Annotated in this window: 18 protein-coding genes; 9 read left to right on the top strand and 9 right to left on the bottom strand. The window is 64.5% G+C overall.

Going from position 1 to position 17,020, the window contains the following annotated elements; translation table 11 throughout:
* Position 1 precedes the first annotated feature (1 nt).
* The 3 genes from ACSHT2_RS01100 to ACSHT2_RS01110 form a co-directional block, all read right to left on the bottom strand.
* Positions 2-1,027: a polysaccharide deacetylase family protein gene (locus ACSHT2_RS01100; protein WP_440640008.1), complete on the bottom strand. Its 1,026-nt coding sequence runs from the start codon at positions 1,025-1,027 to the stop codon at positions 2-4.
* 163 nt (positions 1,028-1,190) lie between these two features.
* On the bottom strand, positions 1,191-1,760 hold the full coding sequence (locus ACSHT2_RS01105; RefSeq protein WP_440640009.1) for a glutathione peroxidase: 570 nt from the start codon (positions 1,758-1,760) through the stop codon (positions 1,191-1,193).
* 86 nt (positions 1,761-1,846) lie between these two features.
* Entirely contained in the window at positions 1,847-3,394 is a 1,548-nt protein-coding gene (locus ACSHT2_RS01110; protein ID WP_440640010.1) for a L,D-transpeptidase family protein, read from the bottom strand.
* A gap of 209 nt (positions 3,395-3,603) precedes the next feature.
* On the opposite strand from ACSHT2_RS01110, the gene ACSHT2_RS01115 reads away from it, so the two are divergent.
* The gene (locus ACSHT2_RS01115) at positions 3,604-4,152 is read left to right on the top strand and encodes a CreA family protein (protein WP_440640011.1); all 549 of its coding nucleotides are present in this window, start codon (positions 3,604-3,606) and stop codon (positions 4,150-4,152) included.
* Positions 4,153-4,167: 15 nt separating this feature from the next.
* On the opposite strand, the gene ACSHT2_RS01120 is transcribed toward ACSHT2_RS01115, so the two are convergent.
* Complete coding sequence (locus ACSHT2_RS01120) at positions 4,168-4,353, bottom strand: hypothetical protein (protein WP_440640012.1); 186 nt, start codon at positions 4,351-4,353, stop codon at positions 4,168-4,170.
* A gap of 413 nt (positions 4,354-4,766) precedes the next feature.
* Between ACSHT2_RS01120 and ACSHT2_RS01125 the strand changes: the two genes are divergently transcribed.
* Entirely contained in the window at positions 4,767-4,931 is a 165-nt protein-coding gene (locus ACSHT2_RS01125) for a hypothetical protein (protein WP_440640013.1), read from the top strand.
* Positions 4,932-4,963: 32 nt separating this feature from the next.
* The gene (locus ACSHT2_RS01130; RefSeq protein WP_440640014.1) at positions 4,964-5,326 is read left to right on the top strand and encodes a hypothetical protein; all 363 of its coding nucleotides are present in this window, start codon (positions 4,964-4,966) and stop codon (positions 5,324-5,326) included.
* Positions 5,327-5,338: 12 nt separating this feature from the next.
* Here ACSHT2_RS01130 and ACSHT2_RS01135 read toward each other — a convergent pair whose 3' ends face one another.
* Together ACSHT2_RS01135 and pdxR are read right to left on the bottom strand one after the other, a co-directional pair.
* Positions 5,339-5,584 (bottom strand): DUF6719 family protein, encoded by a 246-nt coding sequence (locus tag ACSHT2_RS01135; protein WP_440640015.1) that lies wholly within the window; start codon positions 5,582-5,584, stop codon positions 5,339-5,341.
* Between the two features lie 67 nt (positions 5,585-5,651).
* Positions 5,652-7,121, bottom strand: a complete 1,470-nt coding sequence (pdxR, locus tag ACSHT2_RS01140; protein ID WP_440640016.1) for a MocR-like pyridoxine biosynthesis transcription factor PdxR — start codon at positions 7,119-7,121, stop codon at positions 5,652-5,654.
* A 75-nt stretch (positions 7,122-7,196) separates the two neighbouring features.
* Between pdxR and ACSHT2_RS01145 the strand changes: the two genes are divergently transcribed.
* From ACSHT2_RS01145 to kynU, 5 genes are all read left to right on the top strand, one after another.
* Positions 7,197-7,922: a pyridoxamine 5'-phosphate oxidase family protein gene (locus ACSHT2_RS01145; protein WP_440640017.1), complete on the top strand. Its 726-nt coding sequence runs from the start codon at positions 7,197-7,199 to the stop codon at positions 7,920-7,922.
* A gap of 55 nt (positions 7,923-7,977) precedes the next feature.
* Positions 7,978-9,255, top strand: a complete 1,278-nt coding sequence (locus ACSHT2_RS01150) for an ArgE/DapE family deacylase (protein WP_440640018.1) — start codon at positions 7,978-7,980, stop codon at positions 9,253-9,255.
* Between the two features lie 273 nt (positions 9,256-9,528).
* Positions 9,529-10,338, top strand: coding sequence for an alpha/beta hydrolase (locus ACSHT2_RS01155; protein WP_440640019.1), 810 nt, complete (start codon positions 9,529-9,531; stop codon positions 10,336-10,338).
* Between the two features lie 33 nt (positions 10,339-10,371).
* The gene (gene kynA, locus ACSHT2_RS01160; RefSeq protein WP_440640020.1) at positions 10,372-11,211 is read left to right on the top strand and encodes a tryptophan 2,3-dioxygenase; all 840 of its coding nucleotides are present in this window, start codon (positions 10,372-10,374) and stop codon (positions 11,209-11,211) included.
* Positions 11,212-11,219: 8 nt separating this feature from the next.
* Positions 11,220-12,422, top strand: a complete 1,203-nt coding sequence (kynU, locus tag ACSHT2_RS01165) for a kynureninase (RefSeq protein ID WP_440640021.1) — start codon at positions 11,220-11,222, stop codon at positions 12,420-12,422.
* A gap of 39 nt (positions 12,423-12,461) precedes the next feature.
* On the opposite strand, the gene ACSHT2_RS01170 is transcribed toward kynU, so the two are convergent.
* Positions 12,462-13,715 (bottom strand): acyl-CoA dehydrogenase family protein, encoded by a 1,254-nt coding sequence (locus tag ACSHT2_RS01170; RefSeq protein WP_440640022.1) that lies wholly within the window; start codon positions 13,713-13,715, stop codon positions 12,462-12,464.
* 255 nt (positions 13,716-13,970) lie between these two features.
* Between ACSHT2_RS01170 and ACSHT2_RS01175 the strand changes: the two genes are divergently transcribed.
* Positions 13,971-14,921, top strand: a complete 951-nt coding sequence (locus ACSHT2_RS01175) for a helix-turn-helix domain-containing protein (protein ID WP_028180725.1) — start codon at positions 13,971-13,973, stop codon at positions 14,919-14,921.
* Between the two features lie 16 nt (positions 14,922-14,937).
* On the opposite strand, the gene ACSHT2_RS01180 is transcribed toward ACSHT2_RS01175, so the two are convergent.
* Together ACSHT2_RS01180 and ACSHT2_RS01185 are read right to left on the bottom strand one after the other, a co-directional pair.
* Positions 14,938-15,474: a flavin reductase family protein gene (locus ACSHT2_RS01180; protein ID WP_440640023.1), complete on the bottom strand. Its 537-nt coding sequence runs from the start codon at positions 15,472-15,474 to the stop codon at positions 14,938-14,940.
* Positions 15,471-16,889 (bottom strand): LLM class flavin-dependent oxidoreductase, encoded by a 1,419-nt coding sequence (locus ACSHT2_RS01185; protein WP_440640024.1) that lies wholly within the window; start codon positions 16,887-16,889, stop codon positions 15,471-15,473. The genes ACSHT2_RS01180 and ACSHT2_RS01185 overlap by 4 nt, the downstream gene beginning before the upstream one ends.
* Positions 16,890-17,020 lie beyond the last annotated feature (131 nt).

The following is a 17,020-nucleotide window of genomic DNA, read 5'->3' on the forward strand; positions in this document are numbered from 1 at the left end:
TCTATTCGGAAACGGTCGTCACCACGGAGTTGACCGGGCGCTGGCTCACGGTCGGCAGCTTGATGTCCTTGAGCAGCTCCTGGTCGTATTCCGGCAGCGTCGATGCCGGGAACTTGGCGCGCATCGCCACCACCTTGTAGCCGCCGGCCTTCAGCCGCTTGAGCAGCTCGGGCAGGGCCTCAGCGGTGTGCTTCTGGAAGTCGTGCATCAGGATGATGCCCTTGCCCTTGGTATCGAGCTTCTTCATCACGGTATCGACCACCTTCTCGGGCTTGGAAGCCTTGAAGTCGAACGAGTCGATGTCGCAGGAGAAGATCCCGACATTGCGGTTGCCGAGATAGGTGACCATCTCCGGCGGATGCTGGAGCGCGGGGAAGCGGAAGAACGGTGAGGGCGAGATGCCGCCGAGCGCCCATCTCACGGCGCTGAAGCCTTTCTCGATCTCGTCCTTGCGCTGCGCTTCCGTGAGCTTCTTGTTGTTGAGGTTGGCGTGCGACCAGGTGTGGGCGCCGACGGTATGGCCGGCCGCGTAGACCTGCTTCAGGATCTCCGGCTCATAGGTCGCGTGCTTGCCGATGGAGAAGAATATGCCGGTGGTGCATTCGTCGGCGAGCGCCTTCAGCACCGCGGGCGTGTTGCGCGGCCAGGGGCCGTCGTCGAAGGTCAGCACCACCTCCTTGTCGCGCAGGAAGTCGAGCTCCTTGAAATGCTCGAAGCCGAAGCCGGGACCGCCCGTGGTGTCGATCTCAACAGTGCGGGCGACACCGAGCGCGCCCGGCGTGTTGCAGGTCGCGCGTGCCGGCTGCGGCGGCTGTTTGGGCGGAGGCGGATTGACGAACCCTGCTGGCGCGGCGCCTGTCGCGGGAGCGGCGGCCGGAGCCGTCGCGGGCGCCGATGCGACCGGCGTCACCGCCGGTGCAACTTGCGTCGCGGCTGCCGGCTTCGCGGCCGGTGTCTGCGACCATGCTGCGCCGGTCATCGCAACCGACATCGCGCCTGCCAAAATCAGTCCTGCCGCCACACGCATGGTGTTGTCCTCGAGATTGGCCCCGTTGTCCCGCCGCGGCTTTTCGCCTGTGGCAAAAACCGTCCTGCCCCAAACAATCCTAGCCTAGATGGTGCGGCATCGCCATTGCAACGGCTGTTTGACGCCCGGCCACAATTGTGCCCAGCCGGATGCGGCGCTTGCGTCAACTGTCGGCCAGCGCCCTCGCAATGGCCGTTTTGATTCGCGTGTCGGCCGGTTCGACCGCGGACGGAAAGACGTCGGCGATATAGCCGTCGCGGCCGATCAGGTACTTGTGAAAGTTCCATCTCGGAACTTCCTTCGGTCGCGCCTCGGCGGCCCATCTGTAGAATGGATGCGCTTTCGCTCCGACCACCACGGCCTTGGCCGTAACCGGGAAGGTAACACCATATTGGTGGTGCGCGGTCTCCGTGATCTCGCTCGCGCCACCGGGTTCCTGGCCCCCGAAGTCGTTGGAGGGCACGCCGACCACGGTGAGCCCTCGCGGGCGAAACTCATTCCAGAGCTCTTGCAGGCCGGCATATTGCGGGGTGTAGCCACAGAGCGAGGCGGTGTTCACCACCAGCAGAGGCTTGCCGGTGAACGCGGCGAGGCGGATGTCGTCGCCTGACAATGCGGGGAAGGAGAAGGCGTAGGCCGAGATCCGGCTCATGCCGCCATCGGCGAAAGCGCGTGTTGCCGGCGCAATCGCGCCTGCAACCGTTGCGACGAGCATGGTCCTGCGATTCATCATGACGGCGTCCCCCGAAATGATCCGGGCCGCATGTTACCCCGCCGGCACGACCGGACTGCTCAACACCGCGTTATCGGGAACGAAGCCTAGTACAGGCGGACGATGAAATCGGTGCCTTCGCCGGTCTCGCCCTGGTTGATGCCTTGGTCGGAGACGATGATCGAGCCGCCCGACGTCAGCATCTCGTTGATCTTCGCTATGGTCTCCGCGGGGATCGAGATGCGGTCGAGGGCCTCGGCCGGGCTGTCGGGCGTGACCACGGGCCTGGCGGCGACGGGGATCAAGGCGGCGCCGCGCTGGCGGCGCGCCGCGAGGCGGCTGGTGTCGTCGCGTGCCGCGGAACGGGCGGAGACGGGCAGGGACACCACCGACCAACGCAGCGCATTGGCATCGGCCTTGTCGACTTCGGCGGTGAAGACATGCGTGCCGAGCGGCCGGTCGCTCGCGGCGATCGTGACGGGCACCTCGAAGAGCGGTGCAAAATTCTGCCGCACGTAGAGCTTGGAATCCTTGCGGCTGATAAAGACGGCAATCTGGCCGGCTCGCCTGGGCGTTTCCGGTTTTGCGGCTGGCGCCGGGTCGGCAACGCGGGTCTCGTCCTTCTTTGCGTCGGGCGAAGCAGTCATCGTCGGCGCGGTGGCCGGTGCACCAGGTGTCTTCGCCGAGTCCACCGCCTCCGTCTTGACCGGCTCGGCGTTGACAGCCTCGACCTTGTCGGCGGACTTGTTGTCGTGACTTGGCTTGGCCGTATCAGATGCCTCGGCCGTCCTGGCCTTGTCGGCCGGTGCGATCACTTCCTCGCGTGCGGGCGCTCTGCCCGTGGTCACATCCGACATCACGGCGTGGCCGACCGACGCGCGCAGCTCGGGCACGCTGTCGGCGCTTGCAGTCTTCGTCTCCACGGGATTGGTTTCGGCGGCGCCCTTATCGCCCTTCTCGACGACATTGGTCTGCGGCTCGAGGCTCACCGTGGGCTGCGGCGGCACTCGCACGGACGCGAGCAGGGGGTGGGAGAAGCTGTGCGGCGTCATCTCGCCGGGGGCGACGATGACGCGCGCGCCCATCCTGGTCCAGTTCCACATCTTCACCGCGAACGACATCGGCATGCGGATGCAGCCGTGCGAGGCCGGATAACCCGGCAACACGCCGGCATGCATGGCGACGCCGGACCAGGTGATCCGCTGCATGTACGGCATCGGTGCGCCGCTATAGATGTTGGAGCGGTGGAATTTGTGCTTCTGGATGACGCTGAACACACCCATCGGCGTCGAATGGCCCTTCATGCCGGTCGAGACCGGGGATTCCGCGAACGCGCCTTTGCTGTCGTAGACCGTCACCTTCTGCCGGTCGATCGAGACGACGATGACGAGCGGTCCTTGCGGCTTGGTGCCGGCTTCCTTCTCGGCTGTAACTTCTTTCTTGCCGACTGTGCGGCGCTTCTGCGGCTTCTGGCGCAGTGGCTCGGGACGCTGCCGGGCGTAATAGGAGCCGTCGGAATAATCCGTCCAATAGTAGAACGCTGCGTTTGCCTGGCTGGTCGTGCCGATGCCGATCGCGCCCGCCGCCGTCAAAATGGCGACCTGCCAAAGCCGCGCCGACTTGGCGGAAGAACCCGACCCGTTCACGCTGTTCATCCTCAAATCCATAATCCCAAATCAGACGTTAGTCTCACAAAGGGTATACGCGTTCACCAGCAAGGTGGTTCTGCGATCAGTTACTTTTGTCCAAGCCGTAGCAAAAAAGCCTCACGGAGCGGTAAACGGCGGCCGCGACCGGCTGCCTGCCGCCTTCCTGTCGGGCTGTCGCGTTCTTACATTGCGGGGACTTGTTACCGGAGAGCTTCATGTCATCTCGTTTCCCCGGTCTTTCCAGCATCCGCTTGAAAGGCCTCGCTTTATTTCTCCTGGCTCTGACCGCGCCAATGGCGTCGGCATCTGCCGCCGACGAGCCCGATCTAATCTTCCGCCGCTCGACCGTGTTCAAATGGATGAGCCCGAACGACAAGCTCGCGACCTATGGTCTCGACGATCCGGAAGTCGAGGGCGTCGCCTGTCATTTCACGGTGCCGGAGAAGGGGGGCTTCAAGGGGTGGCTGGGCCTTGCCGAGGAGGTCTCGGACATCTCGCTCGCCTGCCGCCAGGTCGCCCCGATCAGGTTCAAGAACAAGATGGAGCAGGGCGACGACATGTTCCGCCAGCGGCGCTCGCTGTTCTTCAAGAAGATGCAGATCGTGCGCGGCTGCGACGCCAAGCGCAACGTGCTGGTCTACATGGTTTATTCGGACAGATTGATCGAGGGATCGCCCAAGAACTCGACCTCGACCGTGCCGATCATGCCGTGGGGACCGGCGGACGCAAACGTCCAGAAGTGCGGCGAGTTCTTCACTCAGTGACGCCCTTGCGTTCACTCAATGATGATCACCCGGCTTCGCGAGATGCGAACCGGTCAGCCGCACGAACATCTGCGGTGCGGCCTCGAAGCCGCGGCTCGATTGCAACGCCATTTCGCCGGCGCTGCCCCGAACGGGTGGTTCGTCTCCGCGATCCCTCGGTGGATCCGTCTCGCGCGGCGTTGCGCGATTTCCCGCCGTCATGGTGGCCATCCCTCACGTGAATGCGCCCGATGAATCGGGCGTCTCGGTTTCGATGGCTTGGGTCGCGGCCGAACCGCCCCTGGTTCGAGGACCAGCCCTCGTTTGCCGCCCTCTTCAGCAGAAAATCGTAAAATGCGTGTGAAGCGTTCGAGGCGGGAGCATGACGGCGCCGGTGCAGGGTGCGTTTCCGCGCTGGGGCAGGAACTTGCCGGGCCACTTTGAGCTGCAGCCAGACCTCTCTGAAATGACTGGCATTTTCTGAGAATTGTTTCGTCGTCTCGGACCGGACGAAACAATTCTCACGGAGACGAAACCATTTTCAGCGTTTCGCGCATCACGCGCGAAACCGCCTATGGTTATCAGCGTCACAACGACGACGGCGCACCGCCGGCCACGGAATTGGGACACAAATCATGCGCGCGCTCAGCTTCATCCTTGCTTTCGGGTTCGTGCTCGCCGGCTCCTCGTTCGCGGGGACGCCTGAAGGGGATCTCCCCGGTATCGGCACCTTCCAGTACAGCGGCTCGCCCGTCACGATCACGCCAGCGCAGCCGATCATGGTCGCAGCGCGCTTCTGACCGCACACAAGACAACAGCCGGCAAGGCCATCATGTTGCTTCGTCTCTGCGCTGCGGCGTTCGTATCCGTACTGACGATCGGTTCCGTTCAGGCGCAGGTCCGCGCGCCGTCCAGGCTACCCGATCCACGCAGCGAATTCGTGCGCCAGTGCGTGCCGCGTATGCTCGGGCGCTGGGAGCATCCGGAAGCGGTTTGCGGCTGCCTGCATGACCATGCCGCCGCTGCCGTCGAGGACCGGGATCTGCGTGAGGCGCTGCTGCGCGGCATCAGCGAGACCGGCGTGCCGACGATCGAGACCGATTGGGTGCCGGTATCCAAGCGGGGTGAGATCGGCCCGACCTTCACCAAGATCGCCAAGCCGACCTTGCAGTGCATGTTCGATCCGGCGAAGTAGCTTCTCAGCTGATCATTTCGATTTCGGCCCGTGCCGCGGCACGCAGGAGCTCGTGCGCGAGACACCCTTCTCCGTCATCTTGGCGCCGCGCACCTCTTTGACCTGACCGGCGGGGCAGGTTCCGTCATCCACGAGCACGCGCTGGCCGAGCTTCAGATCGACGATGTCCTGCTCGCGTCCGATGGTGCCGGCACGCGCCGTCGGCGCAAGCACGGTGGCGATCAGGAGCGAAAAGCAGGCGGCGCGACGGAGTGACATGACGGAAGCTCCCGGAATTGATGCCGCAGTGTAGGGGCGGGTCAGCGATTCTGATAGTGAAGCCTGGCTACGCCCGCCGGCCCGATCTGCTTTTCGCGCGCAAGGCCGAGCGCGATTCCCGCGCCAGCCGCTCGGCGGACGCCACGAGTTGTGGAACTGCATGCCCCGAAAATCCCAGCACGAAGCCGGGCAGTGGACGCGCGCGCGAATAAGTGTCGGCCAATAGCCAGCCCTCGGCGCCGGCCGCTTGTTTGGCTTGCGCTGCCACAGAGGGATCGACCGAAGGATCGAACCGGGCGACAAGATGCAGGCCCTGTGATGGCACCGGCACGGATAGCGCGCCGTCGGATTTGGCCTCCAGCGTCTCGGCCAGCGCATCACGCGCCTCGCGATAGAGCTTTCTCACGCGCTTCAGGTTCGCGGCGAAGGCGCCGGAATTGAGCATGTCGGCCACCGCGCCTTCCATCAGCGTGCCGGGAAAGCGGTCGAGGGCCGCGCGCGCAGCCGTCACGTTCGCGATCAGGCGTTCGGGCAGGGCGCAATAGCCGATGCGCAGGCCCGGAAACAGCGTCTTGGCAAACGTGCCTAGGTAGATCACGCGCTGGAGCCGATCGATGCCGGCGAGCGACATCAGCGGTGCGCCGTCATAGCGGAACTCGCTGTCGTAATCGTCCTCGAGCACGAATGCGCCGGCCTGCCTTGCCCAATCCAGAAGCTCGAGCCGCCGCGGCATCGACATCTGCACGCCAAGCGGAAATTGATGCGACGGTGTGACGTAGGCTGCGCGCGCGGACGGCGCCGCGATACGGCCGCTGGCGACACGCATCCCGTGCTCGTCGACGGGGACAGGCACGGCGCGATAGCCGCAATGCGCGATGGTTGTTCGCGCGGCGGGATAGCCGGGGTCCTCGCACCACACCTGGTCGTTGGACCTCAGGATCGCGCTCAGCACGATGCGCAGCGCGTGCAGTGTGCCCGAGGTCAGCATGATCTGATCGGGATCGCAGCGCAGGCCGCGCGCCGACAGCAGATGATCGGCAATCGCCGCGCGCAGCTCGCGGCTGCCGCGGGGATCTCCATAATGCAGGTGCTCGGCCCCGAACGCACGCATGCGGCGGCCGACGAAGGCGCGAAAGCGCTGCACCGCGCGCTCGTCGATATGGGTGCAGCCGAGCGCGAAGGCGCCTTGCCCGGGCGTTTCGACAACCACCTTCGGCCTGTTCGGCTCTGCCGCCCGCGCAGGGATTCGTGCGGCGACGAACGTTCCGGAGCCGACGGTTGCGTCGGCAAAGCCGTCGGCGATCAGGCGCTCATAGGCGGTGACGACGGCGTTGCGCCGGAAGCCGGTCTGCCTGGCCAGAGCCCGCGATGGCGGCAGCAGCTCGCCGGGCTTGACGAGGCCGGAGACGATCGTCTCGCACAGCGCCTGATAGAGCCGGTGCGCGGCGGAAGCGCCGGCTGTGATGTGCGGCCCCGTAAGGTCGAGCGGCAGCTCGGTCTTGGCCGGCGAGGACGAATTGGTCGGAATTTTTTGCATGGAATTGGAACTATCGCAGACCAAATGCGCGGGTACAACGGCTCTGGAATTCTTCCAATCCGATCAGGAGCGGCCGTGAGCCAGACCGAGACCTCAAATTCCTACCCGACGTCGGCGCGCAACCAGGTGAAGCGCCGGCACGACCGAGGCTTTTACGATCACGCCACGGTCCACCGCATCCTCAATTCCTCGATGCTCTGCCACGTCTCCTATGTGATCGACGGCCAGCCCTATTGCACGCCGACCTTCTTCTGGCGCGAGGGCACCAAGCTCTATTGGCACGGCTCGAGCGCCAGCCGTATGTTGCGCAACCAGAGCAAGGGCGAGCGCGTCTGTCTGACGGTCGCCCATCTCGACAGCCTCGTGCTGGCACGCTGCGGCTTCAACCATTCCGCCGACTACCGCGCGGTCATGGCATTCGGCACCGCCTATCTCGTCACCGACCCCGAGGAGAAGGAGCGGGCGGTGATCGCCATGGTCGACCGCTTCTTTCCGGATCGCACCGCCAGCCTGCGACAGAGCACCACGCAGGAGATAAAGGCAACGTCCTTCATCGCCATGGAGATCGAGGAGGCCTCGGCCAAGATCCGCGCCAAGGGTGTCGCTGACGACGATGAGGACTATGAGTTGCCGATTTATGCGGAGCGCATTCCGGTCCGCACCGTACTCGGCGCCCCGGAGCCGTGCCCGCGCCTGCTTGACGGTGTGAGCCGGCCTGCGACGCTGAATGGCTATTCCGATGGCCGGCTGCTCGAAGATGCATTGCGGGATGCTTATTTTGTGGAGTACCCGAACGGCTGAAATCGGCTAGTTTGCGCACTCCTTGGGAACCATTGAAATGCCTGGAGTTGCCCTGATGAATGCCGAAACGCAGCAGAGAATTCTTGACGCCGTCGATAGCGGCTTCGAAGCTCAGCTTGCAACCACCCGCGATTTCGTCGCGATTCCTTCGACCCGCGGGGCGGAGGGTCCGTGCCAGGACATGATCGGCGATCTCCTGCGGCAACGTGGATACGAGGTCGACGATTGGCACATCAATGTCGACGATCTGAAGGATCTGCGCGGCTTCGGTCCGATCGAGCACGATTTTTCGAAGGCTCGTTCCGTGGTGGGCACTTACCGTCCGCAGACCAATGGCGGCAAATCGCTGATCCTGCAGGGGCACTGTGACGTGGTGCCGGCCGGCCCGCTGGAATTGTGGGATACGCCGCCATTCTCGCCGGTCGTCAAGGACGGCAAGATGTTCGGCCGCGGCGCCTGTGACATGAAGTCGGGCACGATCGGTGCGCTCTATGCGCTGGACGCAATCAAGGCCGCGGGCTTCAGGCCGACGGCGCGGATCCATTTTCAATCGGTGATCGAGGAGGAGAGCACCGGCGTCGGCGCACTCTCCACGCTGCAGCGCGGCTATCGCGCGGACGCCTGCTTCATTCCGGAGCCGACCGGTGGCAAGATGGTGCGTTCGCAGGTCGGCGTGATCTGGTTTCGCCTGCGCGTGAAGGGGCATCCGACCCACGTTGCCTTCGCAGGTTCGGGCGCGAACGCGATCATGGCGGCGTATCACCTGATCCAGGCACTGCAAAAGCTCGAGATCGAATGGAACGAGCGCGCCAAGGCCGATCGTCACTTCAAGACGCTCAACCATCCCATCAACTTCAACCCCGGCATCATCAAGGGCGGAGACTGGGCCTCGAGCGTGCCGGCCTGGTGCGACGTCGACTGCCGGATTGCGGTATTGCCGGGCTGGTCGATCGCCGATCACCAGAAGGAGATCATGGCTTGCGTTGCTGCTGCAGCGCGAAACCACCGCTTCCTCGCCAACAATCCGCCGGAGATCGAATGGTCGGGCTTCCTGTCGGAAGGCTATGAACTGACCGACGCCGCCGCGCCGGAAGCTGCGTTCGGCAAGGCCTTCAACGCCGTCTATGGCGGCGCGGTCGAGGACCTCGTCTTCACCGCGCTCACCGACACCCGCTTCTACGGCCTCAATCACGGCATTCCGAGCCTGTGTTTCGGGGCCAGCGGAGGCGAGATGCATGGCTTCAACGAGTTCGTCGACCTGGAGTCGCTGAAGAAGACGACCAAGGCGATGGCGCTGTTCATCGCGGAATGGTGCGGAGTTGAGAAGGCCTAGCTCTTTCCGCCGCCATTGCGACGAGCGAAGTGACGAAGCAATCCAGGCTGCCGCGGCGGCAAGATTCTGGATTGCGTCACCGCGCTCGCAATGAGGGAAGCGGTCCATCAGATCCCCATTCAGGCGGGAATGGCGGGAATGTCTGCCGCTCCGCTGCCCGAAACTCGGGCGCGGCCGAATCCTTTAAGCTTAAAATAAAGACTAGGAGGGCGGCCTTGCCGGTGGCAGACTGACGTTCGGCTCGCTGGCCTTTAGTCCGCCGAGGAAAACACGATGCGCGATTGGGATGACGCTTATGCCAATTCGGCCCATATCCCGGGCTCGGACAAGATGCCGGCGCTGTGGGCGGAGCGGGCGGCGACCTACCGCGCCGGGCTGAAGGAATTTCGCCCGGACATCGCCTATGGCGCCGGCGAGCGCCAGAAGCTCGACCTGATCCTGCCCGACGGCGACAGCAAGGGTCTCGTCGTATTCGTCCATGGCGGCTACTGGATGCGCTTCGACAAATCGACGTGGACCGATCTCGCCGAAGGCGCGCGGCGTCATGGCTGGACGGTTGCGCTGCCGAGCTACACGCTGGCGCCGGCCGCGCGCATCTCAGATATCACCGCAGAAATTACGGCCGCGATCGCCAAGGCGGCCTCGCTCGTCGCCGGTCCGATCCGGCTCGCCGGCCATTCCGCCGGCGGCCATCTCGTCACCCGCATGCTGTGCGACGACGGCCGCCTCGAATCCGCCGTCTACGACCGGATCGCCGGCACGCTCTCGATCAGCGGCCTGCACGATCTGCGTCCGCTGCTGAAGACCAAGATGAACGAGACGCTGCGCATGACGATCGAGGAGGCGACGCTGGAAAGCGCGGTGCTGCATCTGCCGCGCGGGCATTCGCCTGTGACCGCCTGGGTCGGCGGCAGCGAGCGGCCCGAATTCATCCGCCAGTCCGATCTGATGGCCAATGTCTGGACCGGCTTCGACGTGCCGACCCGCCTCGTCGTCGAGCCCGGCCTCAACCATTTTACCGTGATCGACGGACTGAAGGATCCGTCGTCGTCGATCACCGCCCGCCTGATCGGCCTCGACTGACGAAGCATGGAAGATCGATCGAAAGGACCTGTCATGACGTCCAGCGATTACGATCCCACGAGCGAAGGCGCCGAGACCGATTTCACCCGGCGGATGTCCTACGGCGACTACCTTGCGCTGGATTCGATCCTGGGAGCGCAGCATCCGCTGTCGGAGGCGCATGACGAGATGCTGTTCATCATCCAGCATCAGACCACGGAGCTATGGATGCGGCTGGCCATCCACGAGCTCAGTGCGGCGCGCCGCGCGATCTCACGGGATGAGGTGCAACCTGCGATGAAGATGCTGGCGCGGATGTCGCGCATCTTCGAGCAGCTCAACGGCGCCTGGGACGTGCTGCGCACGATGACGCCCAGCGAATATACCCGCTTCCGCTCGCAGCTCGGGCAATCCTCGGGCTTCCAGTCGCGGCAATACCGACTCATCGAATTTCTGCTCGGCAACCGCAACCACGCCATGCTGAAGCCGCACGCGCACGATGCGGAGACGACGAAGCTGCTCGAAGCCGAACTTGCGATGCCAAGCCTCTATGACGAGGTATTGCGGCTTGCCGACCGCAACGGGCTCAAGATGCCTGCGGCGGTGCTGGCGCGCGATGTTCGCGAGACGCACAGCTTCAACGAAGGCGTGCTGCAGGCCTGGCGTATCGTCTACGAGGCGCCGGAGACGCACTGGATGCTCTACGAACTGGCCGAGAAGCTGGTCGATTTCGAGGACTATTTCCGCCGCTGGCGCTTCAACCACGTGACGACGGTCGAGCGCGTCATCGGATTCAAGCGCGGCACCGGGGGCACTGGCGGCGTCAGCTATCTCAAGCGCATGCTGGAGGTCGAGCTGTTTCCCGAGCTCTGGCGCGTGCGTACGATTCTATAGAAATGCCCATGACCAAATATCGCGTCTATGACGACACCAAGGCTCTGTTTCATCTGCCTGACGGCGTGATTTATCTCGACGGCAACTCGCTCGGCGCGCTGCCGCTGGGCGTCGCCGACCGCGTCAATCGCGTCATCACGACCGAATGGGGCAACGAGCTGATCCGCGCCTGGAACACCGCCGGCTGGTACGTCCAGCCGCGTCGCGTCGGCGATCGCATCGCGCGCCTGATCGGTGCTGCTGCCGGCTCGGTGATGGTCGGAGACACGCTGTCGCTCAAGGTCTATCAGGCACTCGCCGCCGCGCTCGACATGAACGCCTCGCGCAAGGTGATCCTGTCGGATACCGGTAACTTCCCGACTGACCTCTACATGGCCGAGGGCCTGATCGAGACGCTCGGGCGCGGCCATCAATTGCGCCTGGTGGCGCCCGAGGAGATCGAGATCGCGTTGTCGGAGGAGATCGCGGTGCTCTACGTCACCGAGGTCGACTACCGCACCGGCCGCCGCCACGACATGGCGAAGCTGACCGCGAAGGCGCACGCTCTCGGCATCGTCACGGTCTGGGATCTCGCGCATTCGGCCGGTGCGCTGCCGGTCGATCTCGCGGGCTGCGGCGCCGATTTCGCCGCGGGGTGCACCTACAAATATCTCAATGCCGGTCCCGGCGCGCCGGCCTTCCTCTACGTCGCACCGCGCCATGCCGACAGCGCTCGCGCCGCGCTGTCTGGGTGGATGGGCCATGCGAAGCCGTTTGCCTTTGAGCTTGCCTATGCCGCCGCCGGCGGCGTCGAGCGCATGCGCGTCGGCACTCCGCCGGTGCTGGCAATGGCGGCGCTGGAAGCCTCGCTCGACATCTGGGACCGCGTCGACCTCGCCGAGGTCCGCGCCCGCTCCCTGGCGCTCGGCGATCTCCTGATTGCCGAGGTCGAGCGCCGCTGCCCGTCTTTGAACCTGGTCACCCCGCGCGCTCATGAGCGCCGCGGCTCGCAGGTCTCCTTCGCATTCGAGGGCGGCTACGCCGCCATGCAGGCCCTGATCGCGCGCGGCGTCATCGGCGATTTCCGCGCGCCCGACATCATGCGGTTCGGCCTCACGCCGCTGTATATCGGCGAGAGCGAGATAGTGAGGGCGGCCGAGATCATCGAGGATGTGATCGCAGGCGAGGTGTGGCGCCGGCCGGAGTACCAGGTCGTCAACGCGGTGACGTGAGCAGGGAGGACCGGCGCCGCGGGCGGATCCTCCCCGCATTCATGCGCCGAACGTGCCGTAAGGCGCGAAATGCGCGTCGTAGGACGGGCCCTTGATGATGCTGTGGAGCTGCCGACGGCGAGCCCCCATGTTGCCGCCGTCATAGAGCGGGAAGCACATCGCATCGTTCATGAGTTCTGCCAGCGGGTGCATGTCGGTGTAGCTGTCGACCCCGACCACGCGCATGCAGTCGTAGACGACGTCCACGCAGGTCTCCGAGCAGAACACTTTCGTCATCACGGCGAGCTCGTGCTCCTCTCCGCCCGACAGATCGTATTGATGGCAGGACTTCCAGGTCAGGTAGCGGCAGGCCTCGATCTTCATTTTGATGTCGGCCAGCATGTAGCCAACGGTCGGATAGTCGATGATGGGGTGCGGCCCGGAGCGGGCATCATTCCTGGCGAAGTCGAGGGCATGATCGAAGGCAGCTCGCATGACGCCGACGCAGGCGGCGCCGATCAGCGCGGCGGTCCAGGCGAAGTTGGTGGAGACGATCTTGATCCCGTCGCCGGGCTTGCCGATGATGTTGTCGGCGGGGACGCGGACGTTCTCGAACTTCATTCGCGGCGAGATCGTCGCCCGGTGTCCCGCCGTATCCAGTATTCCCGTCACCTGCACGCCGGGCAGGTTGCCCGGCACCATGATGACGGCTAGCGATTCCTGCGCGCCCTTGTTGGGATCGGTTCGGCACACGACTGCATACAGATGGCAGTTCTTGCCGTCCCAGCCGGTCCCGTTCGTCGTGTAGTGCTTTTCGCCGTTGATCACCCATTCGTCACCCTCGCGCCTGGCGAAAGTTTTCACGCCGTAGCGCGGATCGACGGCATCGAAGTTCGCGCCGCCCGTCACCTCGGTGAAGGCGAGCGCGCCGAGCCGGGTTCCATCCTCGATGAAATCAGGCAGGAAGCGCTTCTTCTGCGCCTCCGTCCCGAAGAACACGATGGGTTTGACGCAGAGGCCGGTCCCGAGCAGCGTGCTGGGCACGTTGACATCGACCGCGGCCAGCTCTTCGGCGGCGATGGCGAAGTCGAGTGCGGGAACGTCGGTGCCGCCAACCTCCTTCGGAAACAGTCCCTTGACGAAGCCGGCTTCGACCGCCTTCTTGTGAAACGGCCGCGTTGCATAGAAGCGCTCGTCCGGCTTGCTATACTGGCGGATCGTCGCGCGGACGTCCTTCAGCACCGTGTTGGCGAAGCTGCGCGCGCCTTCGCGAAGCGCGGCCTGCTCCGGGCTGAGCGTGAAATCGATCGGCATGGCTTCCTCCTCAAGACCTCGAGACATGTCGACGCGCCGTCCCGTGGCGCGCCCTGATTGACGGGAAGAAGGCTATGCGCGTGCGCAGCGACGGTCTTGCCCGACAGCGCCCGGGCTTTGTGCTGACAGTGAACGAACTGTATTAGGCAGCCGTTCTGTCTCATCCGTTGCCGAATGTTTGTGCTGCGTGCTGGTGCTGTTCTGGCATGGAAAGTGCTTTTTCAGATGCCAGTGTCACTGTGTCGAGGATTTGCCATGGAGACCTGGACCACGAACGATCTGCCCGAGCGGGATCAGTTCAGCTATTGGAGAGAGGTCCTCTGCGAGGCCTATATCGCGCTCAATCCGGTGCGCGAGCCCGCGGTGGGCGGCTTTGCCGGGCATGTCACCGCCCATCCGCTTTCGACGATCAACGTCACCACCATCTCGTCGGGCCGTCAGAAGATCTATCGCGGGCGCTCCGAGATCAGCCGCATGCCGACGGAAGTCTATTTCCTCAATCTCCAGCTCCGAGGGCAATGCTGCATGCAGCAGGGCGGCCGTGCCGCGCTGCTCAATCCCGGCGAGTTCTCGATCGTGGACTCGACGGAGCCCTATCTCAACGACTACTGCAGTGACGATTGGGAGCAGTACTCGTTCCGGATTCCGCGGCATCTGCTGCGTCCGCTGCTGCGCAATCCCGACAAGGCGACGGCCACGATCGTCGCCGACAATGGCGGGATTGGTACTGTCGCCATCGATCTGCTCAAGTCGATCGTGCGCAATGTGGAGGGGCTGTCGCCGACCGGCGCTACACTGAGCAGCAGCATGGTCGAGCTCGTGGCCATATCGCTCGGTGCAACGCAGGCGACCCAGGAGATGGCGCGAGGCTCCGCGCGGCGGGCGCTATGTGCCTCCCTGGTCACTCACATCGAGACGAACGTCGCCGATCCCGAGCTGGCGCCGGCCAAGGTCGCCGACCATTTCGGCATCTCCGTGCGCTATCTGCACAAGGTCCTGGAGGAGGGCGGTCGCTCGTTCGGCCGCCTCGTCCTGGAGCAGCGCCTCGAGCGTTGCGCCAGGGATTTCGCGAAGCAGAAGGCGGATAGCGAGACGGTGACCGAGATCGCCTTGCGCTGGGGCTTCAACGACCTCTCGCATTTCAGCAGGACATTTCGCCAGCGGTTCGGAAAGACGCCGCGGGAATATCGCAGTGAGCGAGCGTGAACCGCCCCGGCATCCTTCAGGCAGCCCGCTCCAGCCGCCTGAATGCGCTGTCCATGTAGAGCAGGGGATCGACGTCCTGCCCGGCGATTCCGACCTGCAAGACCTCGCCCAGGAAGATGGTGTGGGTCTCGCAGGCCAGCCGCTGCACCACCTTGCAATCGAACGCGGCGAGCGCCGAAGCCAGCACAGGCGCGCCCGTGATCTGCGTCTGCCAATCGCCGGACGTGAACCGCTCTGCGCGGCGCGCTGATTTTGAAAAGACGTCGACAAGGTCGAGGTCGGCGGCGGCCAGCAGGTTGACGGCATAGACTTCGGACCGATCGATGACCTCATGCGCCGAGGCGCTCCTGTTGATGCAGACCAGCAGGGTCGGTGGCGCTGTGCTGACCGAGCTGATCGCGGTTGCAACCAGCCCGGCGCGGTGTCCGGCGGCGGCGCTCGTGATGAGCGCGACGCCGGAGGCAAATCTTCGCATACCCGACTTGAAGGCGTTGGCCCTCGACATCGCGTCGAAGGCAGGCTCGGAACGCTCCATGACAGTCTCGTTCATCATGCGCGTTCCGTCTGCCACTTGACGCCGGTGCTGCCTGCGCTCTTCTCGCCGCCGCCCTTGAAGGCCCCGCGATAGCGCGCGGCGGGGTGGCGTTCGTTCAGCCGGCCGCCGCTGCCGGGGAACATCTTCTCGCGCAACGTGCCCGGTGCGTATTCGCGCTGGGCAAGGCCGCGCTCCTGAAGCACCGGGATGACGTGTTCGATGAAGTGGCGATAGGAGCCCGGAAAATACTGGCAGATCATGTTGATGCCGTCGACGCCCGCATCCTGCCAGGCTTCGAGCTGGTCGGCGATGCTCTCGGGCGTGCCGACGATGCGGCTGTTGTAGGACAGCGCGTAGGCGAGGTCCTGGACGCGCGCCTTCTTGCCGGGGTTGCTGGCCTCGAACATGCTGATGAATCCGCGCAGGCCCTCGATGTTGGCCTGATCGATCGGCATGTCGCGGTCGAGCATGCCGAGGTCGATGCCCATGTCCCGGCTGATATGTGCGGCGAGCCCGTCATAGCTCACGCCCTTGTCGATCTCATCGGACTTGCGCCAGGCCTCTTCCTCGGTGCTACCCACGACGAAGGAGAAGCCCTGGATGAATTTCAGGTCCTCCGGCCGCCGTCCGTTCGCCTCCGCGACGGCGCGGGTCGCCGCGATGCCCTTGCGCGCGCCTTCGATGGTTGGATAGAGCACGAAGGTGCCTTCCGCATTGCGGGCAGCGAAGGACTGGCCGACCGGCGAGGCGCCGGCCTGGTACAGCACGGGCGTACGCTGCGGTGAGGGGGAGCAGAGATGCGGCCCCAGCACCCTGTAGCGCTCGCCAGAATGATAGATGCGATGGATCTTGCTGGCATCGGCATAGACGCCGTTCTCCCTGTCGCCGAGCACCGCGCCTTCGTCCCACGAGCCTTCCCAGAGCTTGTAGACGACTTCCATGTACTCGTCGGCGCGGCGGTAGCGCTCGTCATGCGGGATGATCTCGTCGAAGCCGAAGTTCTGTGCGGCGTTGTGGCTTACGCTGGTGACGATGTTCCAGCCGATGCGCCCGTTGCTGAGATGATCCAGCGTCGACAGTCGGCGCGCAAAGCTGAACGGGTGCTCCGACATGATGGAGCTGGTGAAGGTAAGACCGAGATTTTCGGTGACGCCGATCAGTACCGCGGAGAGCGCAGCGGAATCGTTGCAGGGGATCTGCAAGCCTTCCCTGATGTAGGTGTCCCACGATCCCTTGTAGGCCGGGTCGATGCCGACGACGTCAGCGAGGAACAGCGCATCGAAGCAGCCTTGCTCCAGGAGCTTGGTCAGCTCGATCCAGGTGCTGAGCTTGTCGAAATGCATCTGTGTGCTGTCGGGGTGGCGCCAGAGTCCGTGATAGATGTGGGAGACGACGTTCATTGAGAAGCAGTTGAGGATCAGACGATTGCGCATGGAGAAGCCTCTGGGGTGCGAAGGGTTCGTCGGATCAGACGCTATCGAGGGGCCGAAGGAGCGTCTTGCCTATGCGCGCCCGGCGTTTGTGCTGGGAAGGAATAGCGGGGGCAGCCGAGTGTGAGGCGTTC

This window comes from Bradyrhizobium sp. PUT101 (assembly GCF_052043945.1).
Classification (GTDB): Bacteria; Pseudomonadota; Alphaproteobacteria; order Rhizobiales; family Xanthobacteraceae; genus Bradyrhizobium.

Coding starts and splice junctions, on each gene's coding strand:
- ACSHT2_RS01155 (WP_440640019.1), top strand. CDS start 9,529: ATGCGCGATTGGGATGACGCTTATGCCAATTCGGCCCATATCCCGGGC.
- ACSHT2_RS01135 (WP_440640015.1), bottom strand. CDS start 5,584: ATGTCACTCCGTCGCGCCGCCTGCTTTTCGCTCCTGATCGCCACCGTG.
- ACSHT2_RS01110 (WP_440640010.1), bottom strand. CDS start 3,394: ATGAACAGCGTGAACGGGTCGGGTTCTTCCGCCAAGTCGGCGCGGCTT.
- ACSHT2_RS01180 (WP_440640023.1), bottom strand. CDS start 15,474: ATGATGAACGAGACTGTCATGGAGCGTTCCGAGCCTGCCTTCGACGCG.
- ACSHT2_RS01125 (WP_440640013.1), top strand. CDS start 4,767: ATGCGCGCGCTCAGCTTCATCCTTGCTTTCGGGTTCGTGCTCGCCGGC.
- ACSHT2_RS01130 (WP_440640014.1), top strand. CDS start 4,964: ATGTTGCTTCGTCTCTGCGCTGCGGCGTTCGTATCCGTACTGACGATC.
- kynA (WP_440640020.1), top strand. CDS start 10,372: ATGACGTCCAGCGATTACGATCCCACGAGCGAAGGCGCCGAGACCGAT.
- ACSHT2_RS01185 (WP_440640024.1), bottom strand. CDS start 16,889: ATGCGCAATCGTCTGATCCTCAACTGCTTCTCAATGAACGTCGTCTCC.
- ACSHT2_RS01150 (WP_440640018.1), top strand. CDS start 7,978: ATGAATGCCGAAACGCAGCAGAGAATTCTTGACGCCGTCGATAGCGGC.
- ACSHT2_RS01170 (WP_440640022.1), bottom strand. CDS start 13,715: ATGCCGATCGATTTCACGCTCAGCCCGGAGCAGGCCGCGCTTCGCGAA.
- ACSHT2_RS01100 (WP_440640008.1), bottom strand. CDS start 1,027: ATGCGTGTGGCGGCAGGACTGATTTTGGCAGGCGCGATGTCGGTTGCG.
- pdxR (WP_440640016.1), bottom strand. CDS start 7,121: ATGCAAAAAATTCCGACCAATTCGTCCTCGCCGGCCAAGACCGAGCTG.
- ACSHT2_RS01115 (WP_440640011.1), top strand. CDS start 3,604: ATGTCATCTCGTTTCCCCGGTCTTTCCAGCATCCGCTTGAAAGGCCTC.
- ACSHT2_RS01120 (WP_440640012.1), bottom strand. CDS start 4,353: ATGACGGCGGGAAATCGCGCAACGCCGCGCGAGACGGATCCACCGAGG.
- ACSHT2_RS01105 (WP_440640009.1), bottom strand. CDS start 1,760: ATGATGAATCGCAGGACCATGCTCGTCGCAACGGTTGCAGGCGCGATT.
- kynU (WP_440640021.1), top strand. CDS start 11,220: ATGACCAAATATCGCGTCTATGACGACACCAAGGCTCTGTTTCATCTG.
- ACSHT2_RS01175 (WP_028180725.1), top strand. CDS start 13,971: ATGGAGACCTGGACCACGAACGATCTGCCCGAGCGGGATCAGTTCAGC.